The sequence below is a fragment of the Mesorhizobium zhangyense genome (assembly GCF_011045115.1).
Classification (GTDB): Bacteria; Pseudomonadota; Alphaproteobacteria; order Rhizobiales; family Rhizobiaceae; genus Mesorhizobium_M; species Mesorhizobium_M zhangyense.
This window is the reverse complement of record NZ_JAAKZG010000002.1, coordinates 247,654-273,060: the sequence shown is the minus strand read 5'-3', so window position 1 is coordinate 273,060 and position 25,407 is coordinate 247,654. Positions and strand designations below refer to the sequence as shown.

The 25,407-nt window shown below is 62.2% G+C and carries 27 protein-coding genes; 9 read left to right on the top strand and 18 right to left on the bottom strand.

Annotated features, from left to right (window positions below; all coding sequences use genetic code 11):
- The 3 genes from hisG to hisS form a co-directional block, all read right to left on the bottom strand.
- Window positions 1-699: an ATP phosphoribosyltransferase gene (hisG, locus tag G6N74_RS04890; RefSeq protein WP_165114977.1), complete on the bottom strand. Its 699-nt coding sequence runs from the start codon at window positions 697-699 to the stop codon at window positions 1-3.
- A complete protein-coding gene (locus G6N74_RS04885; protein ID WP_165114975.1) occupies window positions 696-1,814 on the bottom strand; it encodes an ATP phosphoribosyltransferase regulatory subunit in 1,119 nt (372 codons plus the stop codon). The genes hisG and G6N74_RS04885 overlap by 4 nt, the downstream gene beginning before the upstream one ends.
- 219 nt (window positions 1,815-2,033) lie before the next feature.
- Window positions 2,034-3,566: a histidine--tRNA ligase gene (hisS, locus tag G6N74_RS04880; RefSeq protein WP_165114973.1), complete on the bottom strand. Its 1,533-nt coding sequence runs from the start codon at window positions 3,564-3,566 to the stop codon at window positions 2,034-2,036.
- Window positions 3,567-4,898: 1,332 nt separating this feature from the next.
- Here hisS and G6N74_RS04875 point away from each other — a divergent pair.
- Window positions 4,899-5,204 (top strand): putative quinol monooxygenase, encoded by a 306-nt coding sequence (locus tag G6N74_RS04875; protein ID WP_165114971.1) that lies wholly within the window; start codon window positions 4,899-4,901, stop codon window positions 5,202-5,204.
- A 116-nt stretch (window positions 5,205-5,320) separates the two neighbouring features.
- Here G6N74_RS04875 and G6N74_RS04870 read toward each other — a convergent pair whose 3' ends face one another.
- The gene (locus G6N74_RS04870; RefSeq protein WP_165114969.1) at window positions 5,321-6,664 is read right to left on the bottom strand and encodes a DUF2778 domain-containing protein; all 1,344 of its coding nucleotides are present in this window, start codon (window positions 6,662-6,664) and stop codon (window positions 5,321-5,323) included.
- Window positions 6,665-7,176: 512 nt separating this feature from the next.
- Between G6N74_RS04870 and G6N74_RS04865 the strand changes: the two genes are divergently transcribed.
- Window positions 7,177-7,407 carry a hypothetical protein gene (locus G6N74_RS04865; RefSeq protein WP_165114967.1) on the top strand — a complete coding sequence of 77 codons (231 nt, stop codon included), beginning with the start codon at window positions 7,177-7,179 and terminating at the stop codon, window positions 7,405-7,407.
- A gap of 101 nt (window positions 7,408-7,508) precedes the next feature.
- On the opposite strand, the gene G6N74_RS04860 is transcribed toward G6N74_RS04865, so the two are convergent.
- On the bottom strand, window positions 7,509-7,700 hold the full coding sequence (locus tag G6N74_RS04860) for a hypothetical protein (RefSeq protein WP_165114965.1): 192 nt from the start codon (window positions 7,698-7,700) through the stop codon (window positions 7,509-7,511).
- A gap of 95 nt (window positions 7,701-7,795) precedes the next feature.
- Complete coding sequence (locus tag G6N74_RS04855; RefSeq protein WP_165114963.1) at window positions 7,796-8,704, bottom strand: LysR family transcriptional regulator; 909 nt, start codon at window positions 8,702-8,704, stop codon at window positions 7,796-7,798.
- Between the two features lie 95 nt (window positions 8,705-8,799).
- Between G6N74_RS04855 and G6N74_RS04850 the strand changes: the two genes are divergently transcribed.
- Window positions 8,800-9,675: an aldo/keto reductase family oxidoreductase gene (locus tag G6N74_RS04850; RefSeq protein WP_165114961.1), complete on the top strand. Its 876-nt coding sequence runs from the start codon at window positions 8,800-8,802 to the stop codon at window positions 9,673-9,675.
- Between the two features lie 49 nt (window positions 9,676-9,724).
- On the opposite strand, the gene G6N74_RS04845 is transcribed toward G6N74_RS04850, so the two are convergent.
- The 5 genes from G6N74_RS04845 to G6N74_RS04825 all read right to left on the bottom strand — a co-directional run bounded on the left by G6N74_RS04845 (window position 9,725) and on the right by G6N74_RS04825 (window position 14,028).
- The gene (locus tag G6N74_RS04845; RefSeq protein ID WP_165114959.1) at window positions 9,725-9,943 is read right to left on the bottom strand and encodes a hypothetical protein; all 219 of its coding nucleotides are present in this window, start codon (window positions 9,941-9,943) and stop codon (window positions 9,725-9,727) included.
- A gap of 1,217 nt (window positions 9,944-11,160) precedes the next feature.
- Entirely contained in the window at window positions 11,161-11,373 is a 213-nt protein-coding gene (locus tag G6N74_RS04840; protein WP_165114957.1) for a hypothetical protein, read from the bottom strand.
- A 136-nt stretch (window positions 11,374-11,509) separates the two neighbouring features.
- Entirely contained in the window at window positions 11,510-12,427 is a 918-nt protein-coding gene (locus G6N74_RS04835; protein ID WP_165114955.1) for a bifunctional 5,10-methylenetetrahydrofolate dehydrogenase/5,10-methenyltetrahydrofolate cyclohydrolase, read from the bottom strand.
- Between the two features lie 238 nt (window positions 12,428-12,665).
- On the bottom strand, window positions 12,666-13,061 hold the full coding sequence (locus G6N74_RS04830; RefSeq protein ID WP_165114953.1) for an iron chaperone: 396 nt from the start codon (window positions 13,059-13,061) through the stop codon (window positions 12,666-12,668).
- 166 nt (window positions 13,062-13,227) lie between these two features.
- Window positions 13,228-14,028, bottom strand: a complete 801-nt coding sequence (locus G6N74_RS04825; RefSeq protein WP_165114951.1) for a L,D-transpeptidase — start codon at window positions 14,026-14,028, stop codon at window positions 13,228-13,230.
- Window positions 14,029-14,223: 195 nt separating this feature from the next.
- Here G6N74_RS04825 and G6N74_RS04820 point away from each other — a divergent pair, with 195 nt between their 5' ends.
- Together G6N74_RS04820 and G6N74_RS04815 are read left to right on the top strand one after the other, a co-directional pair.
- Window positions 14,224-14,862 (top strand): DNA-3-methyladenine glycosylase I, encoded by a 639-nt coding sequence (locus tag G6N74_RS04820; protein ID WP_165114949.1) that lies wholly within the window; start codon window positions 14,224-14,226, stop codon window positions 14,860-14,862.
- An 87-nt stretch (window positions 14,863-14,949) separates the two neighbouring features.
- Window positions 14,950-15,561, top strand: coding sequence for a hypothetical protein (locus tag G6N74_RS04815; RefSeq protein ID WP_165114947.1), 612 nt, complete (start codon window positions 14,950-14,952; stop codon window positions 15,559-15,561).
- 55 nt (window positions 15,562-15,616) lie between these two features.
- Here G6N74_RS04815 and glcF read toward each other — a convergent pair whose 3' ends face one another.
- From glcF to G6N74_RS04790, 5 genes are all read right to left on the bottom strand, one after another.
- Window positions 15,617-16,945 (bottom strand): glycolate oxidase subunit GlcF, encoded by a 1,329-nt coding sequence (gene glcF, locus G6N74_RS04810; RefSeq protein ID WP_165114945.1) that lies wholly within the window; start codon window positions 16,943-16,945, stop codon window positions 15,617-15,619.
- A 24-nt stretch (window positions 16,946-16,969) separates the two neighbouring features.
- A complete protein-coding gene (locus tag G6N74_RS04805; protein ID WP_165114943.1) occupies window positions 16,970-17,350 on the bottom strand; it encodes a DUF4870 family protein in 381 nt (126 codons plus the stop codon).
- 10 nt (window positions 17,351-17,360) lie between these two features.
- The gene (gene glcE, locus G6N74_RS04800; protein WP_165114941.1) at window positions 17,361-18,602 is read right to left on the bottom strand and encodes a glycolate oxidase subunit GlcE; all 1,242 of its coding nucleotides are present in this window, start codon (window positions 18,600-18,602) and stop codon (window positions 17,361-17,363) included.
- A gap of 202 nt (window positions 18,603-18,804) precedes the next feature.
- A complete protein-coding gene (locus G6N74_RS04795) occupies window positions 18,805-19,239 on the bottom strand; it encodes an endonuclease domain-containing protein (RefSeq protein ID WP_312857833.1) in 435 nt (144 codons plus the stop codon).
- Window positions 19,240-19,322: 83 nt separating this feature from the next.
- Window positions 19,323-20,819 (bottom strand): FAD-linked oxidase C-terminal domain-containing protein, encoded by a 1,497-nt coding sequence (locus tag G6N74_RS04790; RefSeq protein WP_165114937.1) that lies wholly within the window; start codon window positions 20,817-20,819, stop codon window positions 19,323-19,325.
- A gap of 177 nt (window positions 20,820-20,996) precedes the next feature.
- On the opposite strand from G6N74_RS04790, the gene G6N74_RS04785 reads away from it, so the two are divergent.
- From G6N74_RS04785 to G6N74_RS04770, 4 genes are all read left to right on the top strand, one after another.
- Entirely contained in the window at window positions 20,997-21,803 is an 807-nt protein-coding gene (locus G6N74_RS04785; RefSeq protein ID WP_165114935.1) for an FCD domain-containing protein, read from the top strand.
- A 16-nt stretch (window positions 21,804-21,819) separates the two neighbouring features.
- The gene (locus G6N74_RS04780; RefSeq protein ID WP_165114933.1) at window positions 21,820-22,956 is read left to right on the top strand and encodes an alpha-hydroxy acid oxidase; all 1,137 of its coding nucleotides are present in this window, start codon (window positions 21,820-21,822) and stop codon (window positions 22,954-22,956) included.
- A gap of 79 nt (window positions 22,957-23,035) precedes the next feature.
- On the top strand, window positions 23,036-23,743 hold the full coding sequence (locus G6N74_RS04775; protein ID WP_165115662.1) for a metallophosphoesterase: 708 nt from the start codon (window positions 23,036-23,038) through the stop codon (window positions 23,741-23,743).
- A 62-nt stretch (window positions 23,744-23,805) separates the two neighbouring features.
- Window positions 23,806-24,330, top strand: coding sequence for a hypothetical protein (locus tag G6N74_RS04770; RefSeq protein WP_165114931.1), 525 nt, complete (start codon window positions 23,806-23,808; stop codon window positions 24,328-24,330).
- Window positions 24,331-24,350: 20 nt separating this feature from the next.
- Here G6N74_RS04770 and G6N74_RS31145 read toward each other — a convergent pair whose 3' ends face one another.
- A complete protein-coding gene (locus tag G6N74_RS31145) occupies window positions 24,351-24,482 on the bottom strand; it encodes a hypothetical protein (RefSeq protein ID WP_281353954.1) in 132 nt (43 codons plus the stop codon).
- A gap of 221 nt (window positions 24,483-24,703) precedes the next feature.
- Window positions 24,704-25,402 carry a type 1 glutamine amidotransferase gene (locus tag G6N74_RS04765; RefSeq protein WP_165114929.1) on the bottom strand — a complete coding sequence of 233 codons (699 nt, stop codon included), beginning with the start codon at window positions 25,400-25,402 and terminating at the stop codon, window positions 24,704-24,706.
- Window positions 25,403-25,407: the final 5 nt, after the last annotated feature.

Sequence of the window (25,407 nt, the reverse complement as noted above, 5' to 3'; positions counted from 1 at the left end):
TCACACGATCCCAGCCACCGCCTCGACGATCGAGCGCAGCGATGCCTCGTCATTGGCGCTGCGCGATTTCTTTGAGGCTACGAGACAGGCCTGCGAGCGCAGGATGACGCCGTCCTGAAGGATCTTCAGGTGATTGGCGCGCAAGGTCGAACCGGTCGTGGTGATGTCGACGATGACATCCGCCGAGCCAGCCGCCGGCGCGCCTTCGGTGGCGCCGAGGCTTTCGACGATGCGATAGACCTGAATGCCGTGCTTCTGCGAAAAGAACTGCTGCGTCAGCCGCCAGTACTTTGTTGCGATGCGCAGGCGCCGGCCATGGCGCTGGCGGAAATCGGCGGCGACATCGTCCAGATCGGCCATGGTGTCGACATCGAGCCAGACATCCGGCGCGGCGACGACGACATCGGCATGGCCGAAACCAAGCCGCGCGGATATCTCGGCGCGCGCTTCCCAGTCGACCAGATTTTCGCGCAGGAGGTCTTCACCCGTAATGCCGAGATCGACGGCGCCCTGCCCGATTTCACCGGCGATTTCCGAGGCCGACAGGAACGCCACCTCAATGTCGTCGCGGCCTTCGATGCGGGCGCGGTATTTGCGCTCGTCGCCGGGCAGGCTGACGGCAAGCCCGGCCTTGGCCAGCACTTCCAGCGTCTGTTCCTTGAGCCGGCCCTTGGAGGGGATCGCAAGCGTGATGGTCATGCGGCACCCCGCAGGCGTTCGATGCGGTCGAGCCAGACGGAGAAGCCAACGCCGGGGATGGGCTGCGTAGCACCTAGCAGCGTCAACAGCCGGTCGTAGCGGCCACCGCCGGCCAGCGGGCGGTCGTCGCCGTCGGCCATGATCTCGAAGACGAGGCCGGTGTAGTAATCGAGCGGACGGCCGAAGGCGGCGTCGTAGTGGATCGCCTGCGGCGACAGGCCATAGGCGGTGAGCGCTTCCGCGCGCGCGGCGAAATTGTCCAAGGCAGCCCCAAGCGACAGCGACGCGCCGGCAGCGAAATCGCGCAGGGCATCCGCCGCTTCGTCCACCGGCACGTTGATCGCCAGGAACGCCTTCAGCGCGTCGAAGGCCTCGTTCGACAGGCGCACGGCTCGCAGTTCGGCCTTTTCGATCAACCGGCGGGCGATGTCGCCCGGCGTGCGGCCGGCCGAAGGAGACAGGCTCGCTGCCTCCATGCGTGTGGCGACATGGGCCGAGAGGCGCTCGAAATCGCCGTCGGCCACCAGCGAGGCGGCCGGTTCGGCAAGTGCGTTGTTGCGGGCCGGCGTCGCGAGATCGGCAAGGGCGGCCGCCAGCATCTCGGCGGAACCGAAAGCGCGGGCAAGGCGCATGCGCCAGCCGCGCGGCAGGCCAAGGGCTGCCAGCACCGCCTCGAACACCGCCTGATCGCCGAGCGTGATGCCAAGCTTCTTGCCGGGCAGCGCAAGCTGGAGCAGCGCATGGGCATCGGCCACTGAGCGGGCGTCGGCGCGGGCTATGTTGGTATCGCCAAGGTCCTCGATGCCGGCCTGGAAAAACTCGTTGCCGCCTTCGCGGCGCTGGCGAAACACTTCGCCGAGATAGGAATAGCGGCGCGGCGTGCCGGACTGGCTGGCGATGTGGTCGAGGCAGACCGGAATGGTGAATTCCGGGCGCAGGCACAGCGTCTGGCCGGTCTCGCTCTCGGTCAGGAAAATGCGGCGGCGCAGGTCTTCGCCGGCCATGTCGAGAAACGGATCAGCCGGCTGGATCACCGCCACATCGACGGGATCGGCCTCGCGCGCTGCGAAGAGTTTCAGGAGATCGGGGGCGATGGCGGGGTAGCGGGAGTTCATGAGTACACCGCCAAGAGGCTAGGCGCGGAGGCAGGCGCTCTACGTTGCCCCCCTCTGTCCTGCCGGACATCTCCCCCACAGGTGGGGAGATTAGCGGTGTCGTTCGTCTCGCCTGCTCTGCAACGCTGAAGATTGGCGAAAGTCGCAATGACGGCTGATCTCCCCACCTGTGGGGGAGATGGCCGGCAGGCCAGAGGGGGGCGCGAAGGAACGCGACGTTTACTGACCACGACCACGCTCTTCCGCCTGCGCATCCAGAATCTTGCGCACCTCGGCGACCAGATCGGCTTCCGCCACCGTTATCTGCCCCGGCCGCGCTTCCTTGTATTCGGCATGGCCAGCGATCGCCGCCGCCTGCCGCGCGCCCTCGATCAGGTCCTTGATCTGGACTTCGCCCTTGGCGCGCTCGTCGCCGCCCTGGATGACGACGACGGGCGAGCCGCGCCGGTCGGCATATTTTATCTGGGCTTTCATGCCGGCGCCGCCGAGATAAAGCTCGGCGCGGATGCCGGCCTGTCGCAGCGCGGACACCATCTTCTGATAGCGGCCGAGGCTTTCGGTGTCGCGGTCCATGACGAGCACGACGACCGGGGCAATGACATCCGAGGTGTCCAGCTTGCCGAGGTTCTTCAGCGCCGTCATCAGGCGCGAGACGCCGATGGAAAAGCCCGTCGCCGGAACCGGTTCGCCGCGGAAGCGCGAGACGAGCCCGTCATAACGCCCGCCACCACCAACCGAGCCGAAGCGCACGATCTGGCCGTCGTCATTGGGGATTTCGGCCAGAAGTTCGGCTTCGTAGACCGGGCCGGTGTAGTATTCGAGGCCGCGGACGACGGAGGGGTCGATATAAACTCGGTCGGAGTATCCCGCCGCCTCAATTAAACTCGAAATCAACTCGAGTTCATCAATACCGGCAGTTGCCGTTGCATTCCCCATCGCTGTATTTTTGAGAATAGCTAGCGTGTGAAATGCCACGTCAGGCTCGTTAAAGTCAGGCCTATAAGAAAGCCAAGAGGTTACACGTGCGATCTGCTCATCATCCAGCCCCGCACCCTTGGTAAAATCGCCCTCGCCTTCCTTGCCACCGTCCCAGCGGCCCTTGCCCAGCAGCAGCTTCACGCCTTCCGGGCCGAACTTGTCGAGCTTGTCGATGGCGCGCAGCACGGTTAGCCGGCGGCCGGCATTGTCGTCGCCGCCAAGGCCGATGGCTTCAAGCACGCCGTCGAGCACCTTGCGGTTGTTGACGCGGATGACATAATCGCCGCGCTTGATGCCGAGCGCTTCCATGACGTCGGCCATCATCATCGCCATTTCGGCGTCGGCGGCCACGCCCGGCGTGCCGACCGTGTCGGCATCGAACTGCATGAACTGGCGGAAACGGCCCGGCCCCGGCTTCTCGTTGCGGAACACCCAGCCGGCGCGGTAGCTGCGGTAAGGCTTTGGCAGGCGCTCGTAATTTTCGGCGACATAGCGGGCCAGCGGCGCGGTGAGATCGTAGCGCAGCGACAGCCACTGTTCGTCATCGTCCTGGAACGAGAACACGCCCTCGTTGGGTCGGTCCTGGTCGGGCAGGAATTTGCCGAGCGCGTCGGTGTATTCGATCATCGGCTGGTCGACCGGCTCGAAGCCGTAGAGCTCATAGACCTCACGGATCTTGCCCATCATCTTTTCGACGGCGCGAATATCGTCGGCAGAGCGATCGGCAAAGCCGCGCGGCTGGCGCGCTTTCATTTTTTCGGTCTTCTCGGCCATGTCGTGTTCGCTCTTGTCGCTCGTGTAATACGTTGTAACCCGTATAAAGTTACAGCGCGCGTGTCCTAACTTATGCGGCCCGGAGCGGCAAGGGTTGCGGTGCCCTTCCTTCTCCCCTTGTGGGAGAAGGTGGATTGGCGCGCAGCGCCAAGACGGATGAGGGGTGTTGGAAGAAACTCCAGCGCTTGCGATCCGTCCAACACCCCTCATCCGACCTCCCCTTCGGGTCGGCCACCTTCTCCCACAAGGGGAGAAGGAGAGGCGCACTTCATCATCGCCACGCCTGCTTTCGCATCTGGCCATTGTCAAAGAGCCGGGAAGCGGGGCGCATGGCCGTGCCTTCCTAGTGTTTAGTACGTGGCGCGACTTCCGCGCCCCGCTCGGTGCTTGTCCCGAAGTCGGCCGGTCACAACGCCCGCTCCATGTACATTCCATGGACAAGACGCCGCGGGTTCTCCGCATGGTTTTGGGCAGTGGCATTTGCGCCGTGCTCGTTCCACGCCGGCCTGTGTCGGGCCCTCGGAGCCCTGGCTACCACACCAGGGCGGGAGGTCACCGCCACTCCCCCTTGATCCCGGTTCCAGACCCGGTCCCGCAGGAGCGATGAGGGAATTATGCCGGCGGTGTTTTGGGGTGGGGATAAATCGGGCGTGAAAAAATGTGTGGGTGAGCGAAAACAATGGGTTGAGTGGAAATTGGGTGAGAATCTTTCCCACAGTTTCAGCTTCGGCAGTTCTGCGCCGCTGTAGCCTTCATCGATGTTCCGGCATGGATCCCCGGGTTCCTCCGCCGAACTTCGTTCAGCTCCAGCCCCGAGGATGACGAGCTTGTTATTTGCTGCGTTCGCAAACCGTCGACGCCAAACTGCCAGCGCCTGAGATTGGCGGCAAGCCTAAATGCAATTCGTCATTCTCGACCTCGTGAGCGAGGAACGAGCGGAGAGTGTCGGGAATCCATGCCGGAATGGAGAAGAACTTCAGCGGTGCTGAACGCGCGTCAACATCAGGACGGGGCCGTGCCTACCGATGCTCGGAATGGGTCCCGGATAACCTGCGCTTCGCTACGGTTTCCGGGACGACGAACTTCATGGTTGTCACTGCTAATCGCCAAAGTTGAGCTTCGAAGCGCGGACCTCTTCTTCATCATCCTTGGACGCGGCATGAGCGAAGCGAAATGCGCAGACCCCGAGGATCCGCCGGAACGCTCAAACGGCAGCAGCGACCGAGAGGCTAACGCGATCCTATTACCTCCAGCGTAATTGTAACCGCCCTCGTTCCGGCATTTCTCTCGTCATGAGATCGGCGTTTCCGATCCTGCATGGAGAAAACGTGAATGAGCATCACCTACATCATCGGCTTCAACGTCCGGCCCGCTCAGCGCGAGCGCTTTCTGTCGCTGCTCAACGGCGTGCTCGATGCGATGCGCCATGAGGCGATGTTTGTCAGCGTGAATTTTCACGAGGACCCGAACGACCCGTGCCATTTCCTGCTGCATGAAACGTGGGCGGACCATCAGGACGTGCTCGACGTGCAGCTCAAGCGTCCCTATCGCGAGGAATGGCATGCTGCGCTCGACGAGCTTCTGGAAGCGCCGCGCGATATTTCGGTCTGGAAACCGCTGAGAAGTGACAGCGCCTAGAGTAATTCCAAGAAAAGCGTGAAACGGTTTTCCGTTCGGAATTGCGTAAAAACAAATACTTAGAGCGGTTCGACGATTCCATCAAAACTGAACCGCTCTAAGCAATGAAGGCGTGATCAGCCGTTGGATGCAACCATGGTCGAGCGTCCGCCGCTCGGCACCACGACGAGTTGCTTGACCTTGCCCTTCTTGAAGGCGGTCAGGAAGCGCTCATAGTCCTTGAAGGCGACGCAGCCATGCGATTCGGCCTGCCTGCCGCGCAGCAGGTAGCTGTGGGTCAGGAAGCCGTCGCGGCCATATTTGTTCCGGCCGTCGACGGGCAGCATGCGGATCGCCTCGACGCCGTGGAAGCGGCTTTCGCGCATCTTGAGGTTATAGGTGTGCGGCGGGGTCGGGCCGTTCATCTTGACGTTCACGTAGCGCGGATCGTCCGCCATCTTGCCAACGCCGGAATGGGCCTCGAGCACGCTGCCGTCGGGCATGTACACCTTCGCGGCGCTGATGTCGTAGACAGCCACGCCGCCGCCTGCCCTGGCTCCGCCGCCGAACAGGTTCTGCAGCGCCCGGCCGAAGCCGCCGCTTGTCGGCCTGTCGCCCGGATCGCTCGGCCGCGCATAAGCGAGCTTCTGCGGCTTTGGCTTCTCGCGCTCCTCGACCTTCTTTGGCTCGACGGCTTTCGGTGCCGCCGGCTGATCGGGCTTGGGTGCTGCCGGCTCTTCGGCCTGCTGGACCTCGGGCTTTTCCGTTTCCGGGACGGGCTTGCGGGCCTGTTCGTAGCGCGGACGAAGCTGCGGCAGGGGACCGTCGGACGGGGTGTTTTCATAGTTCGGCAGGGAGGCCGAGGCTTCGCCTGTGTCGAGGTTCGGGTCTTGCGATGCCAGGAGATCATCCTCCAGCGGTGGCGCCAGCAAGGCCGACAGCGCGGCGTCGGCTGCTCCGCCCGGCGACGGATCGGCATAGGCAAGCAAGGTAGGATGCTGTTCGGTCGCAGCGGGCAGCGTTGCGAACCGCTCCTGCGCGGGCGCACCGGCCTTTGCGACAGTGCCCTTTGCGACAGTGCGGGCCGACTTACCGGAATTGGGGGTGTCGAAAAGGCTGGCGAGTTTCTTGGATGTCAGCGCGGCATTCTTCACGATGGCGTCGAAGCGCGCTGCGTTGGCGTTCGTACCGGTGACTGCGGCCACCTCGGGATGGCGGGCGGATTTCTTTGGGCCGGCAGCGATGCTCGCAGTCACGAAGGGCTGTGCCGTCGCAATGACCAGCCGCGGCGCCTTGCCGGTCTTGCCATGCTCCTGCGGCAGCCGCGCCTGCAAACGCTCTACGCCGTAGAACTGCGGTTTGGGAAGAAGACTGCCTGAGCCGGAGGCGAATGAGCTGCTCATCGCGACCATGCCAGCGACGGACCACACAGCCGCACCGGCAAAACCGATGCCAACGGAGGTGACCAGCAATGGACGCATCAAGCGGCGCCAGGAATGTGTACGAACGACCTTACTCACAAACGCGCGCCAAACCGGCATATCCCGCAAACGGCCTCAGGGTCGGCAAGCGACCGTAGTTGCGTGACTTCCAGAATGTCCCCATTTAGACCAAGTGATCGACTGAAGATGGGCAAATATGGTTAAATTTTGCTTTCCAGAAACCCAGAATATCTGAGATCCGGCATTTTTGACGACTGAGCAGAGCTTTCGGCGTCACCAATTCAAACCAACGACAACCGTCAAACGGCACTAGTGCCCTTCGACGTTAAGGCCCGCCAAGGCCGCTTGTAGGACATCGGTCGACGGTTGGTCAACCTCGGTCGCGAATTGTCCGGAAGGCCAGGAGCCGATCGGGGATGATCTGGCGAGGCGTTCAAACAGCAACGGATGGGATGCGGGCGCGTCGAAGCAGTTTTTTGGCTTGTACGTCAAAGTTAATAGAGGGCTGTTCCAGCAGCAGATATGTTGCAACGCTTGTGTGGAGCATTGCCATGACCAACTATCTCGTAAAACACTTGGGTTGCACCGGCATATACTCGCCGCAGGATCTGTCTACGCTGGACGCCGTCCTGCAGTCGGCCAAGCAGCATCTCCAGCTTACGGACCAGAGCGATATCAGCGACCTGGCCTATAAGGTGCTGACGCTGTTCGAGGTTGGCATCAAAAGCCCGGAGCAGATTTTGAAATCCGTCATCTCCATCGACCCGTTCAAAGCAAGATAGCCGCGCTGGCCGGATAACGCGGTGATACCTGGCATCACCTCACGACAATTCGACCTGCCGCACCAGCAAGCGCGACAGGGCGAGATGTCTGGTTGGGTGGCCTATTCGGCCTTGGTTTCCTGCTGCTTGACGGTCTGCGGAACCGTGGCCGTCGACGTGTCGGCCGTTGATACACTCGCCACTTTGGTTTCGGTGTCTATCGACGCATTTACCTTCGAATGACCCACGCATTCTGCTGATGCGGCCGATACCGTCAGGCCGATCGCGGCGGCAAGCACGAGAATTGTCTTCATCGTCTGTCTCCTTCGCTGCATTGGTGCAGGGAAAGGCTAACAGCGGCAGCGCCGCCGGCAAAATCACGCTTTGTTGTGGTGCCTGCCAGTTCCTATCAGGGTTGGTTTGCCGCTGCTTTGATGAAATCGATGAATGCGCGCAGCGGTGCCGGCACGAGGCGTCGTCCGGGGTAATAGAGAAACGGCCCCGAAAAACGCTGCCACCATGGTTCCAGTACCGGTTCGAGCACGCCGCTGTCGAAATACGGGCGCAGCCAGTCCTCGAAGAGGGATACGATGCCGGTGCCCGCGATCGCCGCGTCGACGGCGAGGTCTGTCGACCCGCCCAGCCTTACGATCAAGGGCCCGGTGGGGTCGACCCGCACCACTTCTCCGTCACGTTCGAACTCCCAAGGTGGCATCGCGCCGCTCGAAAAGCGGCCGCGCAGGCAGGAATGGCCGAGCAGATCGCGCGGGTGCTCGGGCCGACCATGGCGATCGAGGTAAGCAGGCGAAGCGGCGGTGGCGAAACGCTGGAAGCGTGGCCCGATAGGCACCGCGATCATGTCCTGCTCCAGCCGCTCGTCGTAGCGGATGCCGGCGTCGCACCCGGCTGCGATCACGTCGACAAAGCTTTCCTCGGTGATCACCTCCAGCACGATGTCGGGATAGGCAGCGAGAAAAGCGGGAACGACATCTGGCAGCACCAGCCGTGCCGCGCTGACCGGCACGTTGAGCCGCAGCGAGCCAGCCGGGTTGTCGCGAAAGCTGTTCACCACATCGAGCGCTGCCTCCATCTCGGCCAGCGCAGGGCTGAGGCGCGCGAGCAGTCCTTCGCCGGCTTCGGTCGGAACGACGCTGCGCGTCGTCCGGTTGAGCAGCCTGACGCCCAGTTGCGTCTCCAGCCGCCGGACCGCCTCGCTCAGGCCGGATGCGCTGCCGCCGCTGAGGCGGGCAGCATCGCGAAAGCCCTTGGCGCGCGCCACCGCCACGAAGGCGTTCAAGTCACCAAGATCGGTTTTCATTGTTCGTAGCTCCGCACAGCCTGTGCCGATTGTAGCCCATTATCATGAAAATGGTCATCGCCTAAATACAGGGTCAGATCAAAAGGAAAGAGATCATGACCAGCATCGAACAGTCCGGCACTTTCACCCTCGGCGACCGCACCGTGAAACGGCTCGGCTACGGCGCCATGCAGCTGGCGGGACCCGGCGTGTTCGGCCCGCCCAGGGATCATGACGCTGCACTGGCCGTGCTGCGCGCGGCCTTGGCCGCCGGTGTGAACCACATCGACACCAGTGATTTCTACGGCCCGCATGTCACCAACCGGATCATCCGCGAGGCGCTGCATCCCTATGCCGACGATCTCGTCATCGTCACCAAGATCGGCGCGCGGCGCGGCCCGGACGGATCATGGCTGCCGGCGTTTTCGCCGGAAGAACTGACCCAGGCCGTGCATGACAATCTGCGCAATCTTGGCCTCGAGGTGATGGATGTCGTCAATCTCCGCATCATGTTCGACACGCACGGCCCCGCCGAAGGGTCGATCGAAGCGCCTCTATCCGCGTTGGCCGAGCTTCAGCGGCAGGGCCTCGTTCGTCACATCGGCCTGAGCAACGTCACGCCCACACAGATCGCTGAAGGCCGCCGGATCGCCGAGATCGTCTGCGTGCAGAACCAGTACAATCTGGCGCATCGCGCCGACGACGCCCTGATCGATGATCTTGCCCGCGACGGCATCGCCTATGTGCCGTTCTTTCCACTCGGCGGGTTCAACCCGTTGCAGTCGTCAACCTTGAACGACGTCGCCAAGCGCCTCGATGCGACCCCCCTTCAGGTCGCGCTAGCCTGGCTGCTGCACCGCGCGCCCAACATACTGCTGATCCCCGGTACTTCATCGGTCGGGCATTTGCAGGAAAATCTGGCAGCGGGCGGATTGGTGCTGAGTGATGATGTGGTGGCGGAGCTGGATGCCGTGGCCAGGATCGCCGCGTGAGGCACACAGGCCGGTTGCCACGTTCCGACATCAGCGCGGCATCACGAGGTCAGGTAACGCCGGCGGTCAGTCTATCACATGCCGATTGCAGCGCCTCGATAAACTCCCCGTACGACAACTTGGTTTCTGCAGTTGGAGAGAGTTCTACGATAAACTGGTCGCTATCATTCGACACCAACAGCACAAACACGTCATCGACGTAGAGTTCGCAAACCAAGCGATCGTGTTCGGTCGCGCTGCTAATTAAGGTTTGCCAACGGTTCGACATTGAAATTCCATGGACGGGCGGGAAGTGAGCCGTCGGTTTGGCTCAGTGCACGAAAGAAACTAGGCCCATATCGATTGTCCCAGATCGTGGCCCAATCGGAGATGAGGCGTTCTGATGGGGAAACGGCGCGTCTGTAATCAAGTGTCTTGCGAACGCCACCTCCATCCAGAACGGAGTCCGAGGTATATTGCGGGCTTCCGGAAGAGAACCGCACATACATGTATGCGAACAAAAGTAAGGGGCGTTTTCCCATCGATCGAGCCCGGCACTCAATTGTAGTCACGGCGCTTTGGACGGCATCGAAATCGCTAGAGCGGATAGCCCTTTCAAGACGAACGAAATCGAGAAAAAGGCGTTTGTTGGTAATTGTTAGGCGACCGGCGTCGAAGTTGTTCACGCCGTGGCCAATGAGCTTTTTCTCAACGTACTCATATATCGGCGTCGACATAAGAGCCTCGCCCCCTCTGAAAAACAAAAACCCCACATCAGGAAACCAGAAATGGCGCTGAGCGACAAGCAGCAGCGCTTCGTCGCTCAGTGAGTTCTTGCCTGGTCGAGTTTCGCGATGAGCGCACGCACCGCAGCGGTGTTAGCTTCAACTGCTTTGGTATTGGCGCGTCCAACGTCCATCATCTTTGCTGCTCTGCGTTGGTTTGACGTACCCAACAGCCAGAACATTCCTGCGAACAGAGGGTGGCGACGACCGCAACGAGTTTCGATACATCCATTTGAAAACGTTGCCCCTTTGGCGCTAACCGACAGCGAAACGGGGTTTAATCCCCTTCTTGTGTTTCAACCGCCAATCAAGGGAACGCTCTTCAACGGGAATGGTCCCGGTCGCAGCGGGAACATTTCCTGTTTGGCCAAGGGTGGTGGGCTCTGAACAATGAGCCACCGCTTCTGTAAAGTGAAAAGCCGCAGTTTGGGCAAACGAAGATGTAGAGTGCGACGAGGCCGTGGCTAAGCCAAAATACAATCGCGATTGTGGTGCCGATTGAGACGAAGTGGCTTTGCAAGAAGCTATGCCAGGCTGGAAAGGTGAACATCACCACAAGTATCCATGCCGTGAACAGCCACGATTTTGCGTAGAGCGACATCTGATCCTACCGATCCTGTTTGAGCCGCACTCTGTCCCCCAATCACGAACGGTGCCGCTCAAGAAGCCAAGCAAGCCGGCAATCAATGGCATGCCCGCTTGCCACTGATGTAACAGGAGTTCAGCCGCCTTTCGCCTGATTGAGTTTCGCGATTAGGTCGCGCATCGCAACAGTGTTTTCTCGGATGGCTTCGGTATTTTCCCGAGCAACTTCAACCATCGAGCCCTGTCGCTTCTGGGACCGCTTGGTGAAATAGACCAGCCAGAGCATAATCAAAAGGATCGGTGTCCAGCCGATTAACGTCGCAACGATATCTGTCTGTGAGCTTTCCATCCCCGCCTAATCCCTTTGAAAAACAATCAAACCCGACATCAGGAAATCACACATGGCGCAGACCGACAAGCAGCAGCACTCTGTCGCCGAAACCTCGATTCCCTTGCTAAATTTGAGCGGGCTTATCGACCCCGAGCTACTCAGCTGCCATCTTGCCCTCGGTCGCATAGGTGCTCTGATACAGCGCGCGCTGGCGGTTTAGCGCCACCATGGTGTTGCGCAGCAGGATCGCCACCGTCACCGGGCCGACGCCACCCGGCACCGGCGTGATCCACGAGGCCACGTCCTTGACGCTGTCGGTGTCGACGTCGCCGACGATGCGGGTCGAGCCGTCGGGCGCGGTTTCAGCGTTGATGCCGATATCGATGACGGCGGCTCCCGGCTTCACCATGTCGCCCTTGATCAGGCGCGGCTTGCCGACCGCCACGAACAGCGCATCGGCACGGCGCGTATGGGCCGCCACCGAGCGCGTCATGTGGTGGCACACGGTCACGGTTGCGCCCTCGCTCATCAGCAGGAAGGCGATCGGCTTGCCGACGATTTCGGAATGGCCGACGACGACCACTTCGAGGCCCTTCAGGTCGAGACCGGTCGCTTTAAGCAGTTCCACCGAGGCAGCCGCCGTGCAGGGCGCAAGCTCGATCTCGTTGTAGACGATGTTGCCGATCGAGGCCGGGTGCATGCCCTCGACATCCTTCAGCGGATGCACCGCCGCCTGGATCGCCTTGACCGGGATATGCGCCGGCACCGGCCGCTGGATGATGATGCCGGTGACGCGCGGGTCGGCATTCATGCCGTGGATGGCGGCTTCCAGTTCGGCTGCCGTCGTTTCGGCGGGGAAACGCCGCTCCTCGAAATCGATGCCGGCAAGCCCGGCCTTGGCACGCTGGTTGCGCACATAGACGTCCACCGCCGCCACGTCGCCGACGGTGATCGAAACGAGGCGGGGCGGAAAACCTTCCTCGACAGCCTTGTCGGCGGCGGCGCGCACTTCGGCGATGATGCGGGCCGCGACCGGCGCGCCCTTCAGATAGCGTGTGTCGTCGAGAGGCATTTTTTAGCTTCCTTCGGCGGACAGGATGGCCGGCAATCCGTTGCCGGACTTCGTATGGAATGCTGTCTGGAACTTCCTACCATGAAGAATAATATTTTCACAAAAGGAAAGTCCAGAGCGATTTCGCTCTCACCGCCGCCTATAGCCGATTTCGGCCCATTTGGCAGTGCGACAAAACGAAAGGGCAGGAGCTTGTCTATTGGAAACGGCAGGCGCTCATTGACGCAATTGCGCCGTGCTATCGCTTCTTCGCGGCTGCCTTCGCTTTTGCTTCGTCTGCGACCTGCTTCGCCCGGAATTTGGCGATGCGTTCGATCAGCTTCGCGGGAACGGGTTCCGACAGGGGGAAGCGGATCGTGCCCTTGTCGTTGACTTCGTAAGGGGAGAGGTCGTCCTTGAATGCCGCGACCAGTTCGCCATTGGCCGGGTAAAGCGAGTAGTGCTTCTTCCAGCCGGCGAAATAGAGCGCAGTACCTCCCGGCACCTTGTATGCCGGGATCTGGTAGGAGATCACTTCCTCGGCCTCGGGGAGGGCCTTGCGGATGATGCCGCGCACTTCTTCGAGCACGCCCTTTGCAGCTTCGGGCTGCGTGGCGAGATAGTCGTCCACGGACTGAAAAACGGTCTTCGCCATCATGTCCTCCCGAGCATCAGAGGGCGCGATATTATCCGATGACCGATGCGATCCAACCCGTCTCAAAGCGAAAGGGCAGCACGATCCCCATCATGCTGCCCTTGCTGCGGCGGCGAAAACCGCCGCTTCCGGACCGTCCCCCGGAAATATCGAATCGGGTTGGTCGTTACATTACCACGACCTGCGTGCCGATTTTCACGCGTTCATAGAGGTCGACGACATCCTCGTTGCGCATGCGGATGCAGCCGGAGGACACCGCGCCACCGATCGTCCATGGCTGGTTGGTGCCGTGGATACGGTAGAGCGTCGAGCCGAGATACATGGCGCGCGCGCCGAGCGGGTTTTCCGGCCCGCCCGCCATATGGACCGGCAGAACGCGGCCCTTGGCGCGCTCGCGCACGATCATCTCTGCCGGCGGGCGCCAGTCCGGCCATTCGCGCTTGGCGGTGACCTTGTGGGTGCCGGCCCATTCGAAGCCCGGCTTGCCGGTGCCGACGCCATAGCGCCGTGCCTCGCCATTGGCCTGCACCAGGAAGAGGAAATTCTGCTTGGTATCGATGATGATCGTGCCCGGCTTGTGCGGCCCGTCATAGGAAACCTGCTGCGGCAGATACATTGGATCGATCTGCCGGCGCACCTCGCGCTTGGCCGGCGCTGGAGCGACGATGCCGGCGGTGCGCTGCGCATCCGGCTGGGCTTGGCGCTTTGCCGGGGCATAGCGCTGGTCGAAGCGCGGCTCGGTCGCATAGGGCTGGACCTGCACGCCGGCCGGGATTTGCTGCCGCACCTGGCGCACCTGACGGCGCACCACCTTGCCGGGCTGCTGGCCGAGCTGCATCACCCAGGGGGCGGAAAGATCGGGGCTTACGACCACCGGCGGGCGCTCGGCGTAGCGGTCGTTGGCGAAGGCTGCTGACGCCATGCTGACAGCAAGGGCCGTGGCCCCCAGTAGAAAAAGATGTTTCATCGGACGCACTCTCGAACTCGATCGTCATCAACAGGCGGGGATTGCACCCCCTCCGTGTGCGATGTTGTCCGCCAGTGGCAACCGAAACGTGAATCGGAATGCGCAAAAAGCCAAACCGCGTTTAAACCTTTTGGTGTGGTTACCGCCCGGTTCAGGAATCTGGTAAAGGCCGGGTAAAAATAGGAAATAGGCTTGATGGAAATCGTAAAAACCGGCCTGGTCGAAGGCGAAGACGGCGTTACGCGCTGCGCCTGGCATGGCAATCTGCCGGATTACCAGCACTACCATGACCATGAATGGGGCCGCCCCGTGGCCGACGACCGGCGGCTGTTCGAAAAGATCTGCCTCGAAGGTTTCCAGTCCGGCCTGTCGTGGCTGACCATTCTGCGCAAGCGCGAGGCGTTTCGCGAGGGTTTTGCCAATTTCGAATATGAGCGCGTCGCCGAATTCACCGACGCCGATGTCGAGCGCCTGCTGGGCAATGCCGGCATCGTGCGCCATCGCGGCAAGATCGTCTCGACCATCAACAACGCCAAGCGCGCCCGCGAACTCGCCGGCGAGGCCGGCTCTCTCGCCGCCTGGTTCTGGAAGTTCGAGCCCGGTGCCGACGAGCGCCCCGCCACTGTCGACTACTCCTCGCTGATCGCCAACCCGACCACGCCGACCTCGACCCGCATTTCCAAGGAATTGAAGAAGCGCGGCTGGAGTTTCGTCGGTCCCACCACCGTCTATGCCTTCATGCAGGCCATGGGCCTGGTCAACGACCATATCGAAGGCTGTGTCTGCCGCGCCGAGATCGAACGCGAGCGCGCGGCCTTCAAGCGGCCGAGATAAAGCTCCAGTGTTGCCTTATTTCACTAGTCGCTGATGGATCGCGCCCGCATAAGGGAGTGTGAGGAGCGATACTGTGAGGAATTTCGGGTGGCGGTAGAGGCGTTGACAGACAGGGGGCAGGCGCACGGCTTGTTTGCCGAGATCGGAATACTCTATCTGCGCGTGGCAACGGTGCTGCTCGCCCTGATCGGCATCTTCGCGCTCGGAGGCACACAGCTGGGCTGGTTCACGCCCGACATGCCGACGGCCAAGAGGATACTGCAGATCGACCGGCCCGCAAGCATTGCCGGGTCGCAAAGGATCAGGTCGAAGCTGATTCCCGTCGATACGAGCCGGCGGTACCGGATCGGAGCCGACATTCGCGTGCTGCCCAAGGAAGACGGCTCGCCGCAGGTTTCCATAGTCTATCTCGGCGTGCAGACGTATGACGCCAAGGGAAAGGCAATAAGGACCGGCCCCGGGCCTTACCGCTTTGCCGGCGCGGCGAATGTGCAGATCAGCTCGAAGGATGGCTGGACCCGGCTCGAGGGCGTCATCGCCGAAGAAGGCGACGACAGCCACCGTCAGTTCCGGCCCGGCACCAAGGCCGTAGAAGTCGTCGTCATGCCCAACTACAAGGCCGACAAGAGCGTCGTCAGCGAACTGCGCAACGTGGAATTCACGCAGATCATCGAGCTGGACAATGGCGGGGATGAGTGAGGATAGCCTCTCGGCTTCCTTTTGACCGCAGCAGTGCCAGCGGTCAGACGCCGGTTCACTCCGCCGCCACCAGCACCCTGCCCTCCGGCACGCCGGCAGGCCTTTCGCCGCCATAGGCCCAGTCGAGCAGCTTGACCGTGTGCACGACCGGCATGTTCGCAGCCGACGCAATCTGCGTGATGCAGCCGATATTACCGGTGGCGACGATGTCGGCGCCGGTCGCCTCGATGTTTTTCACCTTGCGGTCGCGCAGGCGCGCGGAAATCTCCGGCTGCATGATGTTGTAGGTGCCGGCCGAGCCGCAGCACAGATGCCCCTCGCGCGGCTCCTTCACAATGAAGCCGGCGCGCGCCAGAAGCTCCTTCGGCTGGCGCGTGATCTTCTGGCCGTGCTGCATCGAGCAGGCCGAATGATAGGCGACCGTGAGGCCGGGCTTTTGTGCCGGTTCCGGCAGGTCGAGCGTGGCCAGATATTCGGTGATGTCTTTTGCCAGCGCCGAAACCCGCGCCGCCTTTTCGGCATAGGCCGGGTCGAGCCGCAGCATGAAGCCGTAATCCTTGATCGTCGTGCCGCAGCCGGACGCGGTGATGACGATGGCGTCGAGCCCGCCATTGTCGATCTGGCGCGTCCAGGCATCGACATTCTGCCGCGCAGAGGCCAGCGCCTGTTCCTCGCGGCCCATGTGGTGCACCAGCGCGCCGCAGCAGCCCTCGCCTTGCGGCACCACCACCTCGACGCCGAGCCGCGTCAGCAGCGAGATCGTCGCCTCGTTGATGCCAGGCTCCAGCACCGGCTGGGCGCAGCCGGTGAGGATGGCGACGCGGCCGCGCCGGATGCCGGTTGCAGCATGATTGCCCGGCGATGCCATCGCCGACTTTTCAGGCACGGCGGCGGGCGCAAGCTTGAGCATCGCGGCCAAGGGCTTGAGCGTCGGGACTTTTTCGAACAGGCCAGCAAACGGCCTGCCCAGCTTCGCGAGCTTGAGCGCCGCGCGGAAGCGCGCCGGGTGCGGCAGCACGAAGGCGAGCAGCGCGCGGATGGCGCGGTTAGGCAAAGGCCGCTTGTAGGTCTTCTCGATGTGGGCCCGGGCGTGATCGACCAGATGCATGTAGTTCACGCCCGACGGGCAGGTCGTCATACAGGCCAGGCAGGACAGGCAGCGGTCGATATGAGTGACGATCTGCTTGTCGGCCGGGCGGCCGTTTTCCAGCATGTCCTTGATCAGGTAGATGCGTCCGCGCGGGCTGTCGAGTTCGTTGCCGAGCGTGACATAGGTCGGGCAGGTCGCCGTGCAGAAGCCGCAATGCACGCATTTGCGCAGGATCTTTTCCGATTCCGCGACATGCGGATCGGCAAGCTGCGCGGGGGTAAAACTGGTCTGCATGGCGGCGCTATTTCTCTTTGATACTCAGATGAACCAGCCGTTCGGGTTGCGGATCGGCTCGCCGCGCCCGAGCGCCTGAAGGCCGATGATGCAGCGGGCGATGAACCAGACGGCGACCGCGAACAGCATGAAGACGCCTATGACCAGGAAAATCAGCAGGAGCGAGATAATCCCGTAGAGCAGGCCGATCCAAAAGGTGCGGATCAGCCAGGTGTAGTGGGTTTCGACCCAGGCTTCCGACTTGCCGCGATTGATATAGGCCAGCACGATGCCGACCAGCCCGCTGATGCCGATGACCAACCCGGCGAGATAGAGAATGTAGATGACCTGCGCATTGGTCGCGCCCGGTTCCAGCCAGCGGTCGGTCTGGCGCGGTGCGGTCGGTCCGTTGTTGATATCGCTCATAAATTGCCCCTCACTCGTTTGACGCTGCGAGCGTAGCAGACTTGCCGAGAGGCACCATACGGCCCGGATTTAGAATGCCCTTCGGGTCGAACTGTTCTTTCAGCCGCGCCGAGAGACCGGCAAGGGCAGGCAGTTGCGGTTCGAAGACGGCAAGCGACGCGCGCAGCGAGTGGTTGGCGCGCACCAGCGTGGCGTGGCCGCCACCGAATTTTCGTACCAGCCGGCGCAGCAGGTCGGCTTCGGGATCGGCCTGCATGCGCAGCCAGACGAGGCCGCCCTGCCAGTCGTAGAAAGCGTCGGTGGCCTCTTCCATGCGCAGCGCCATGACCATCGCATGGGCCTGCGACGGTGCCATCGAAACGCGCCAGACGGGCCGTTCCGTGCCATCGGCAAAGGGTGCGCAGTCGCGGATATCGCGCCACAGCGCCTTTGAGGCATCGCCGGAAATCTCGTCGATTGGGCCGGCGTTTTTCAGGAGATCGATGAGCTTCTTCGTCCGGAAGGCCACGGAAGGTCCAAAACCTTCAACGCGCAGCAGTGTGGCGGACGCGCCCTTCAGCGCGCCGCCCGCAATGCTGCCGACAAGGTTTTCCGGCACATGCGCCGCACTCGAAACTTCTTCGCTCGAGCCGAGCGCCAGCGCCATCGCAGCGGCGGCTTCCTCATCGAACAGGCCGCGTATGGCGAGCGTCACTTCGGTTTCGGCGGCGGGCAGAACCTTGAAAGTGACATCGGTCAGCACGGCCAGCGTGCCCCACGAGCCGGCCATGGCTTTCGACAGGTCGTAGCCGGTGACGTTTTTCACCACGCGGCCACCGGACTTGAACGCCTCGCCGCGCCCGGAGACGGCATTGATGCCGAGGATATGGTCGCGCGCAGCACCAGCCTTTAGGCGGCGCGGGCCGGCGAGATTGGCCGCCAGCACGCCGCCGATGGTGCCGCGCCCGGCCACTCCTCCGAGCAGCGGGCCGTAATCCATAGGCTCGAATGCAAGTTCCTGGCCGTGATCCGCAAGCAGCTTTTCGATCTCGGCAAGCGGCGTGCCGGCCCGCGCCGACAGCACAAGTTCTTCCGGCTCGTAGAGCGTGACACCGGTGAGTTGCGACAGGTCGAGCGTGTGTTCGGTCTGCAGCGGGCGGCCCAGGCCGCGCTTGGAGCCGTGGCCGAGGATTTCCAGCGGGGATTCGTTGGCCAGCGCCCATTCGACGGCGGAGAGCGTTTCGGTGGGGGATGTGGGGGTGAAGGTGGTCATGGGTGAGTTGCTGCCGGGAAGAGGGCGTTTGATTGAAGGAAGGCCCCCTCTCCGTCTCGGGCTTCGCCCGAGCCACCTCTCCCCCATTTCATGGGGGCGAGGAACCGGCACTCGCCGAGGTGGCGACATAGCAGAACTTGGGTTCCTCGCCCCCGCAAAGCGGGGGAGAGGTGTCGAGCGTAGCGAGACGGAGAGGGGGCGATCATAGAGAACCGTCCCCTGCCTTCTTGGTCCCCGCAAAAACGAACCGCAAATCCGAGCTAACCACCTCTTCGCTCAAACGGCCATTCAACGCCGCGAGAATGGTCTCACAAACGCTCGCCAAATTTTTCACCGCATCAGCACTCCAAAAACGAATGACCGAATAGCCCTGGGCTCGCATGAATTCGTCCCGGCGTCTGTCGTAGGAACTTTCCACATGCTGGCTTCCGTCCAGCTCAACAACCAGCTTCGCGCTTCGGCATGCAAAGTCCGCAAAATACGGCCCTAATGGCATCTGACGAACGAATTTGTAGCCGCCCAGCTTTTTGGCCTTCAGTTCATTCCAAAGCGTTGCTTCTGCAAGGTTGTCGCTATGGCGGAGTTGTCGGGCTCGCTCGATCTTCTGTGGTGAGCGCCTGCTAGACGGGGCGGTCACCCCCCTCTCCGTCTCGGGCTTCGCCCGAGCCACCTCTCCCCCGCAAGGCGGGGGCGAGGAACCCTCGTTCTGAAAGGTCCCCATCAAAACCTCGGAATGTCCGGGAACGGCAGCTTGCCGCCGGAGATGTGCATTCGGCCGAGTTCGGCGCAGCGGCGGAGCTGGGGGAACACCTTGCCGGGATTGAGCAAATGGTTGGGGTCGAAGGCGCATTTGACACGCATTTGCTGGTCGAGGTCGATCTGGTTGAACATCTCCGGCATCAGGTCGCGCTTTTCGACGCCGACGCCGTGTTCGCCCGTCAACACTCCGCCGACCTTGACGCAGAGGCGTAAAATATCGGCGCCGAAGTTTTCGGCCTTGTCGAGTTCGCCGGGGATGTTGGCGTCGTAAAGGATGAGCGGGTGGAGATTGCCGTCGCCGGCGTGGAAGACATTGGCAACGCCGAGGCCATATTGCTCGGACAGCTCGCGCATGCCGGCGAGCACCCGCGGCAGTTCCTTGCGCGGGATGGTGCCGTCCATGCAGTAGTAATCCGGCGATATGCGGCCGACCGCCGGGAATGCCGCCTTGCGCCCGGCCCAGAAAGTCATGCGTTCCTGCTCGGATTGCGAGATGCGGCAGGTGGTGGAGCCGTTCTTCAAGGCGATGGCCTCGACCCGGCCGATGAGATGATCGACCTCGACGCCCGGCCCGTCGAGTTCGACGATCAGCAGCGCCTCGCATTCACGGGGATAGCCGGCATGGACGAAATCCTCGGCCGCGTGGATTGCCGGGCGATCCATCATCTCCATGCCACCGGGAATGATGCCGGCGCCGATGATGTCAGCCACGCACTGGCCGCCCTGCTCGCTGGTCGGAAAGCCGATGAGCAGCGCGCGCGCCGTCTCGGGCTTGCGCAATATGCGCACGGTGACCTCGGTGACGACGCCCAGAAGTCCTTCCGAGCCGGTCATGACGCCGAGCAGGTCGTAACCCTCGCTGTCCAGATGCTTGCCGCCGAGTCGGATGACCTCGCCGTTCATCAGCACCATTTCGATGCCGAGCACATTGTTGGCGGTCAGGCCGTATTTCAGGCTGTGCACGCCGCCGGAGTTTTCCGCGACATTGCCGCCGATCGAGCAGGCGATCTGGGAGGATGGATCGGGGGCATAGTAAAAGCCCTCCTGCTCGACGGCGGTGGTGATGCCGAGATTGGTAACGCCCGGCTGCGCGATGACGGTGCGGTTGGGATAGTCGATCTCGAGAATGCGGTTGAAGCGGCTCATGACCAGCAGCACCGCGTCTTCCAGCGGCAGCGCGCCGCCTGACAGCGAGGTGCCCGAGCCGCGCGGCACGACGCGGATTTTGCGGTCGTCGCAATATTTCAGGATGCGGGAAACCTGTGCCACCGTTTCGGGCAGCACGACCACCAGCGGAAGCTGGCGATAGGCGGTGAGCCCGTCGCTTTCGAAGGCGCGCATTTCGTTGACGGCATCGACAACTCCCTCGCCCGGCACGATGATACGCATATCGGCGACGATCTCGGCGCGACGCGATAGCGTCGATTGATCGGGGGCCGGCATGACCAGACCGGACATGGGTTCGCTCCTCAGGACACTGGTAAAAACCTTTTACCAGTTATCGACGCCGCCTGTAAACCGGGGCCGGTTCATTTGATTTAGGCCGCGATATCCAATCAATTGGATAAATAAATTGACCAGTTATGCGGGATGCCGTTATTCTCGACAGATTATCGGCCTCACCGGACACTTCGCTTGAGCGAGATTTTTTCCAGGATCGAGCATTCGCGCACCGCCGACGAGGTGGTGCAGCAGATCGAGAGCCTCATCCTCGAGGGTGTGCTGCGCGTTTCCGACCGGCTGCCCGGCGAGCGCGAGCTGGCGCGCCAGTTCGACGTGTCGCGGCCGATCCTGCGCGATGCGCTGAAGGCCCTGGAAACGCGCGGGCTGCTGGTGACGCGCCACGGCGGCGGCACTTACGTTGCCGACGTCATCGGCCAGGTCTTCACCAAGCCGATGCTCGACCTGATCGGCACGCACAGCAAGGCGGCCTCCGACTATCTCGAATATCGCCGCGAGATCGAGGGCGTGGCGGCGGAATACGCCGCGCGCCGCGCCACCGCCGACGACCGAGCGCTGCTGGAGCGCATCATGCAGCGCATGGAAGCGGTACATGAGCGCGTCGACTTCGAGGAAGAGGCGGAGATCGACGTCGAGTTTCATCATGCGGTGGGTGAGTGCGCGCACAACATCATTCTCCTGCATACGCTGCGCTCGTGCTACCGGCTGCTGTCGGACGGCGTGTTCCAGAGCCGGCTTCTGGTCTATGCCCTGCCCGGCGCGCGCGACGAGCTGCTTGCCCAGCACCGCGCCATCCACGCGGCGGTGGCGGGCGGCGAGCCGGCCGCAGCGCGCAAGGCGGCGATGGATCACATAACCTATGTCGAACGCGCGATGACGGAAGCTGAACGCACCGGCGACTGGCAACGCGTGTCGAAACTGAGACTGCGTCAACGCTCCGAAGCGGGCGATGCGGCGCGCAAGACCGGAACCGGGAAGTAGCCAGGAATAAAGACGAATGTCACAGATCCTCACCATCGACGACCTCAAGAACCAGGCCCGCCGGCGCGTACCGAAGATGTTCTTCGACTATGCCGATTCCGGCTCATGGACGGAAAGCACCTACCGGGCGAACGAGGAAGATTTTTCCAAGATAAAATTCCGCCAGCGCGTGCTGGTCGACATGGACAACCGCTCACTGGCCTCGACCATGATCGGCGAGACGGTGGCGATGCCGGTGGCGCTGGCGCCGACCGGATCGACGGGCATGCAGCATGCCGACGGCGAGATGCTGGCCGCGCAGGCGGCGGAAGAATTCGGCGTGCCGTTCACGCTCTCGACGATGAGCATCTGCTCTATCGAGGACGTCGCCAAGGTTACGAAGAAGCCGTTCTGGTTCCAGCTCTATGTGATGCGCGACAGGGATTTCGTCTACAACCTGATCGACCGCGCCAAGGCTGCGAAATGCTCCGCATTGGTGCTTACGGTCGACCTGCAGATGCTGGCGCAGCGCCACAAGGACCTCCGCAACGGCCTCTCGGCGCCGCCGAAGATGACGCCGAAGACCCTGTTCGACATTGGACGGCGGCCGCGCTGGTGGATGGGCATGCTGGGCACGCCGCGCCGCAGCTTCGGCAATATCGTCGGCCACGCCAAGGGCGTGACGGACCTGGCTTCGCTGTCCTCATGGACGGCAGAACAGTTCGACCAGAGCCTGTCATGGGACGACGTTGCCTGGATCAAGGAACGCTGGGGCGGCAAGCTGATCCTGAAGGGCATTCTCGACAAGGAAGACGCCATCATGGCGGCGAAGACGGGGGCGGACGCCCTCATCGTCTCCAACCATGGCGGCCGGCAGCTCGACGGTGCGCGGTCTTCGATTTCCGTGCTGCCGGAGATCGTCGAGGCGGTCGGCGACAAGATAGAGGTTCACTTCGACGGCGGCATACGCTCGGGCCAGGACGTGCTGAAGGCTCTGTGCCTTGGCGCGAAGGGCACCTATATCGGAAGACCCTTCCTTTACGGGCTGGGCGCAATGGGCAAGCCAGGCGTGACCAAGACGCTGGAAATCATCCACAAGGAACTGGACATGACATTGGCGCTGTGCGGCAAGCGCGACATCACGACAGTCGGCAAGGACATGCTCTGCATATGACGCCGGCGCGCATGAAGAACCGACGGCGGGCGCATTGAGCACAGGCATTCACTATCTCGACGCTGCCGGACCGGAAGCCATGCGCATCTATGCCATCGGCGACGTGCATGGCCGGCGCGACCTTCTCGAAATGATGCATGCGCAGATTGAAAGTGAACTGGAGCGCGACGCTCCGGCCGACTGGCGCATCATCCATCTCGGCGATTATGTCGATCGTGGGCCGGACTCGAAGGGCGTTGTGCAATTTCTGCTCGAGGCGGAAAAGCGCGACAGCCGGATCATCTCGCTGGCCGGAAACCACGATCGCGGTTTTCTCGATTTTCTGGCAGGCCCCGAACCGGATGGGCTGTTTGCGCGCTATGGCGGCAAGGAGACCGCGCTTTCCTACGGCGTCGATATCGATTTCACGAACGCTGAGCCGTGCCGGAAAGGCCATGCCGCGCTCATGGACGCCGTGCCGGCAGACCATGTGACCTTTCTCGCCGATCTCCTTTATTCGGCGAGCTTCGGCGATTTCTTCTTCTGCCATGCCGGCATCCGGCCGGGCATTCCACTCGACCGGCAGGACAGCCAGGACCTGATCTGGATACGCGGAGAATTCCTGAACTATCCGTACCTGCATCCGAAGGTGGTCGTGCACGGCCACACGCCCCATGACGAACCGGAAGTGATGGCCAACCGGGTCAATGTAGACACGCTGGCCTACAAGTCAGGCATCCTCACCGCGCTCGTCATAGACGGCGCGCAAAAGCGGATTTTGTCAGTGACCGGTGACATAAGCGCGTGATCTGAGCGTGGCACGACAGGAACATTCGGTGAAGCTTACGTTACCGCGAGGCTGGAGAAACCATGGAACTGAGCGTGCTTCTGCCCTTTCTCGGGCATTCCGAGCAAAACACCGGACTGTCCGACCTGTTGGCAACGGTCGGGTTCGATGTCTCCCTAATGCCGGGCCGCGCGCAACGTGGCGGCGGCACTGGACATTGCGAGCTGAATTCGCTCGGTATCGAACTCGCGTTCCAATTTCACACCGACTACAAACATAGTTTCGGCGTGCCCAAGGATGACGGCAAGGCAATCTTTTCCGCCATCTTCGCCTACGACCGGCCCGGCAAGAAGCGGCAGGCGTATGTCGGTGCCATACCCTTCAGCAGTGGCCCTATCCACTACCGCGACGATGCGCTGCGCGAGTTCGGCGAACCGTATCACACGGAACAGGAAGACGGCGAGTTCGACTGGGATCACTGGATGAAAGGCGACGTGCAGGTAAGCGCGTTCTACCGGGAGGATGAAACGATAAAATACGTTTCCTTCTCCGTTCCGCTCAAGACGACGGTCGAGAAACTAGGCCTGCAGGATTCCAGTCGCCCCTGACGGGAGCGACCCGCGGCCCCTTAGTAGCTTGCAGCGGTGACGCCGTAGCCGTCGACCACATTATGGTCGCCAGCAGCATCGGCAGCATAGATGCCGAGACCGCCAATAACGATGGCAGAGAGCATTGCGAAGGACAGTAAAGCGGCTTTCACGGCGGTCATCTCGGTTGCGGCTTCCTGCATCTCTTCATGAAATTATTACGAATGTGTTTCGCTTCGGCGGGCGGTCCGTCGGATGGTTAACCCGGTTTTTTGGCGGAAGCGGCGTCCTTCTAGGCTTGCGGCCTCCGGGACGTCCAGTGCTCGAAAAGCACACAGTCACGTAATCTTACGGACGTGTTATTTTTGCCACGTGCAAAAGAGGTAGATGGCCCTCAGATGGTCGCCACCCAGGCCCGGGCGATAGACAAACCGGCGGCATCAGCCTCGGCGCCGTGGGCTGCCGCCTCTTCCTCGTGACGATCGAGCCAGCCGGGCTGGCGCTCGCGCAGAAGGTCGGGGAACGACGCGTTCCAGTAGCGCACCAGCGGCTGGTCGGCCTCGAAATGGAACTGGAAGCCGTAAGCGGCGCGGCCGACGCGGAATGCCTGGTTCTGCGTCGCCTCGTTCGCGGCAAGATGCACAGCGCCTTCAGGCAGTGTGAAGGTGTCGTCGTGCCATTGGAAGCTTGAAAAATCCTTCGGCAGCGCGCCGAGAACGGGATCGGCCTGCGCCTTTTCCGTCAGCGAGATCCGCCGCCAGCCGAATTCGGGCGAAGTGCCGATCAGGTTCTCGCCGCCAAAGGCCCGCGCCATGAGTTGGCTGCCGAGGCAGATGCCGAGGATCGAACGATCCTTGGCCTCGAAATCACGAATCAGGTCGAGCAGGGCCGGAATATAGGGATACTTGTCGTCGGCCAGCGCATTCTGCCCGCCGCCGAGCACGACGATGGCGTCGTGGCCGCTGGCGTCTTGCGGCATGGCATCGCCGTGATGAGCATTGCGCAGGTCGATTTCGGCACCGGCTTCGCGCAATGCGGCGCCGACCTGGCCGAGACCGGTATTGTCGTAATTCTGGACGACCAGCACCCGCATGAAGG

Coding starts and splice junctions, on each gene's coding strand:
- hisG (WP_165114977.1), bottom strand. CDS start 699: ATGACCATCACGCTTGCGATCCCCTCCAAGGGCCGGCTCAAGGAACAG.
- G6N74_RS04885 (WP_165114975.1), bottom strand. CDS start 1,814: ATGAACTCCCGCTACCCCGCCATCGCCCCCGATCTCCTGAAACTCTTC.
- hisS (WP_165114973.1), bottom strand. CDS start 3,566: ATGGCCGAGAAGACCGAAAAAATGAAAGCGCGCCAGCCGCGCGGCTTT.
- G6N74_RS04875 (WP_165114971.1), top strand. CDS start 4,899: ATGAGCATCACCTACATCATCGGCTTCAACGTCCGGCCCGCTCAGCGC.
- G6N74_RS04870 (WP_165114969.1), bottom strand. CDS start 6,664: ATGCGTCCATTGCTGGTCACCTCCGTTGGCATCGGTTTTGCCGGTGCG.
- G6N74_RS04865 (WP_165114967.1), top strand. CDS start 7,177: ATGACCAACTATCTCGTAAAACACTTGGGTTGCACCGGCATATACTCG.
- G6N74_RS04860 (WP_165114965.1), bottom strand. CDS start 7,700: ATGAAGACAATTCTCGTGCTTGCCGCCGCGATCGGCCTGACGGTATCG.
- G6N74_RS04855 (WP_165114963.1), bottom strand. CDS start 8,704: ATGAAAACCGATCTTGGTGACTTGAACGCCTTCGTGGCGGTGGCGCGC.
- G6N74_RS04850 (WP_165114961.1), top strand. CDS start 8,800: ATGACCAGCATCGAACAGTCCGGCACTTTCACCCTCGGCGACCGCACC.
- G6N74_RS04845 (WP_165114959.1), bottom strand. CDS start 9,943: ATGTCGAACCGTTGGCAAACCTTAATTAGCAGCGCGACCGAACACGAT.
- G6N74_RS04840 (WP_165114957.1), bottom strand. CDS start 11,373: ATGGAAAGCTCACAGACAGATATCGTTGCGACGTTAATCGGCTGGACA.
- G6N74_RS04835 (WP_165114955.1), bottom strand. CDS start 12,427: ATGCCTCTCGACGACACACGCTATCTGAAGGGCGCGCCGGTCGCGGCC.
- G6N74_RS04830 (WP_165114953.1), bottom strand. CDS start 13,061: ATGGCGAAGACCGTTTTTCAGTCCGTGGACGACTATCTCGCCACGCAG.
- G6N74_RS04825 (WP_165114951.1), bottom strand. CDS start 14,028: ATGAAACATCTTTTTCTACTGGGGGCCACGGCCCTTGCTGTCAGCATG.
- G6N74_RS04820 (WP_165114949.1), top strand. CDS start 14,224: ATGGAAATCGTAAAAACCGGCCTGGTCGAAGGCGAAGACGGCGTTACG.
- glcF (WP_165114945.1), bottom strand. CDS start 16,945: ATGCAGACCAGTTTTACCCCCGCGCAGCTTGCCGATCCGCATGTCGCG.
- G6N74_RS04805 (WP_165114943.1), bottom strand. CDS start 17,350: ATGAGCGATATCAACAACGGACCGACCGCACCGCGCCAGACCGACCGC.
- glcE (WP_165114941.1), bottom strand. CDS start 18,602: ATGACCACCTTCACCCCCACATCCCCCACCGAAACGCTCTCCGCCGTC.
- G6N74_RS04790 (WP_165114937.1), bottom strand. CDS start 20,819: ATGTCCGGTCTGGTCATGCCGGCCCCCGATCAATCGACGCTATCGCGT.
- G6N74_RS04780 (WP_165114933.1), top strand. CDS start 21,820: ATGTCACAGATCCTCACCATCGACGACCTCAAGAACCAGGCCCGCCGG.
- G6N74_RS04775 (WP_165115662.1), top strand. CDS start 23,036: ATGCGCATCTATGCCATCGGCGACGTGCATGGCCGGCGCGACCTTCTC.
- G6N74_RS04770 (WP_165114931.1), top strand. CDS start 23,806: ATGGAACTGAGCGTGCTTCTGCCCTTTCTCGGGCATTCCGAGCAAAAC.
- G6N74_RS04765 (WP_165114929.1), bottom strand. CDS start 25,402: ATGCGGGTGCTGGTCGTCCAGAATTACGACAATACCGGTCTCGGCCAG.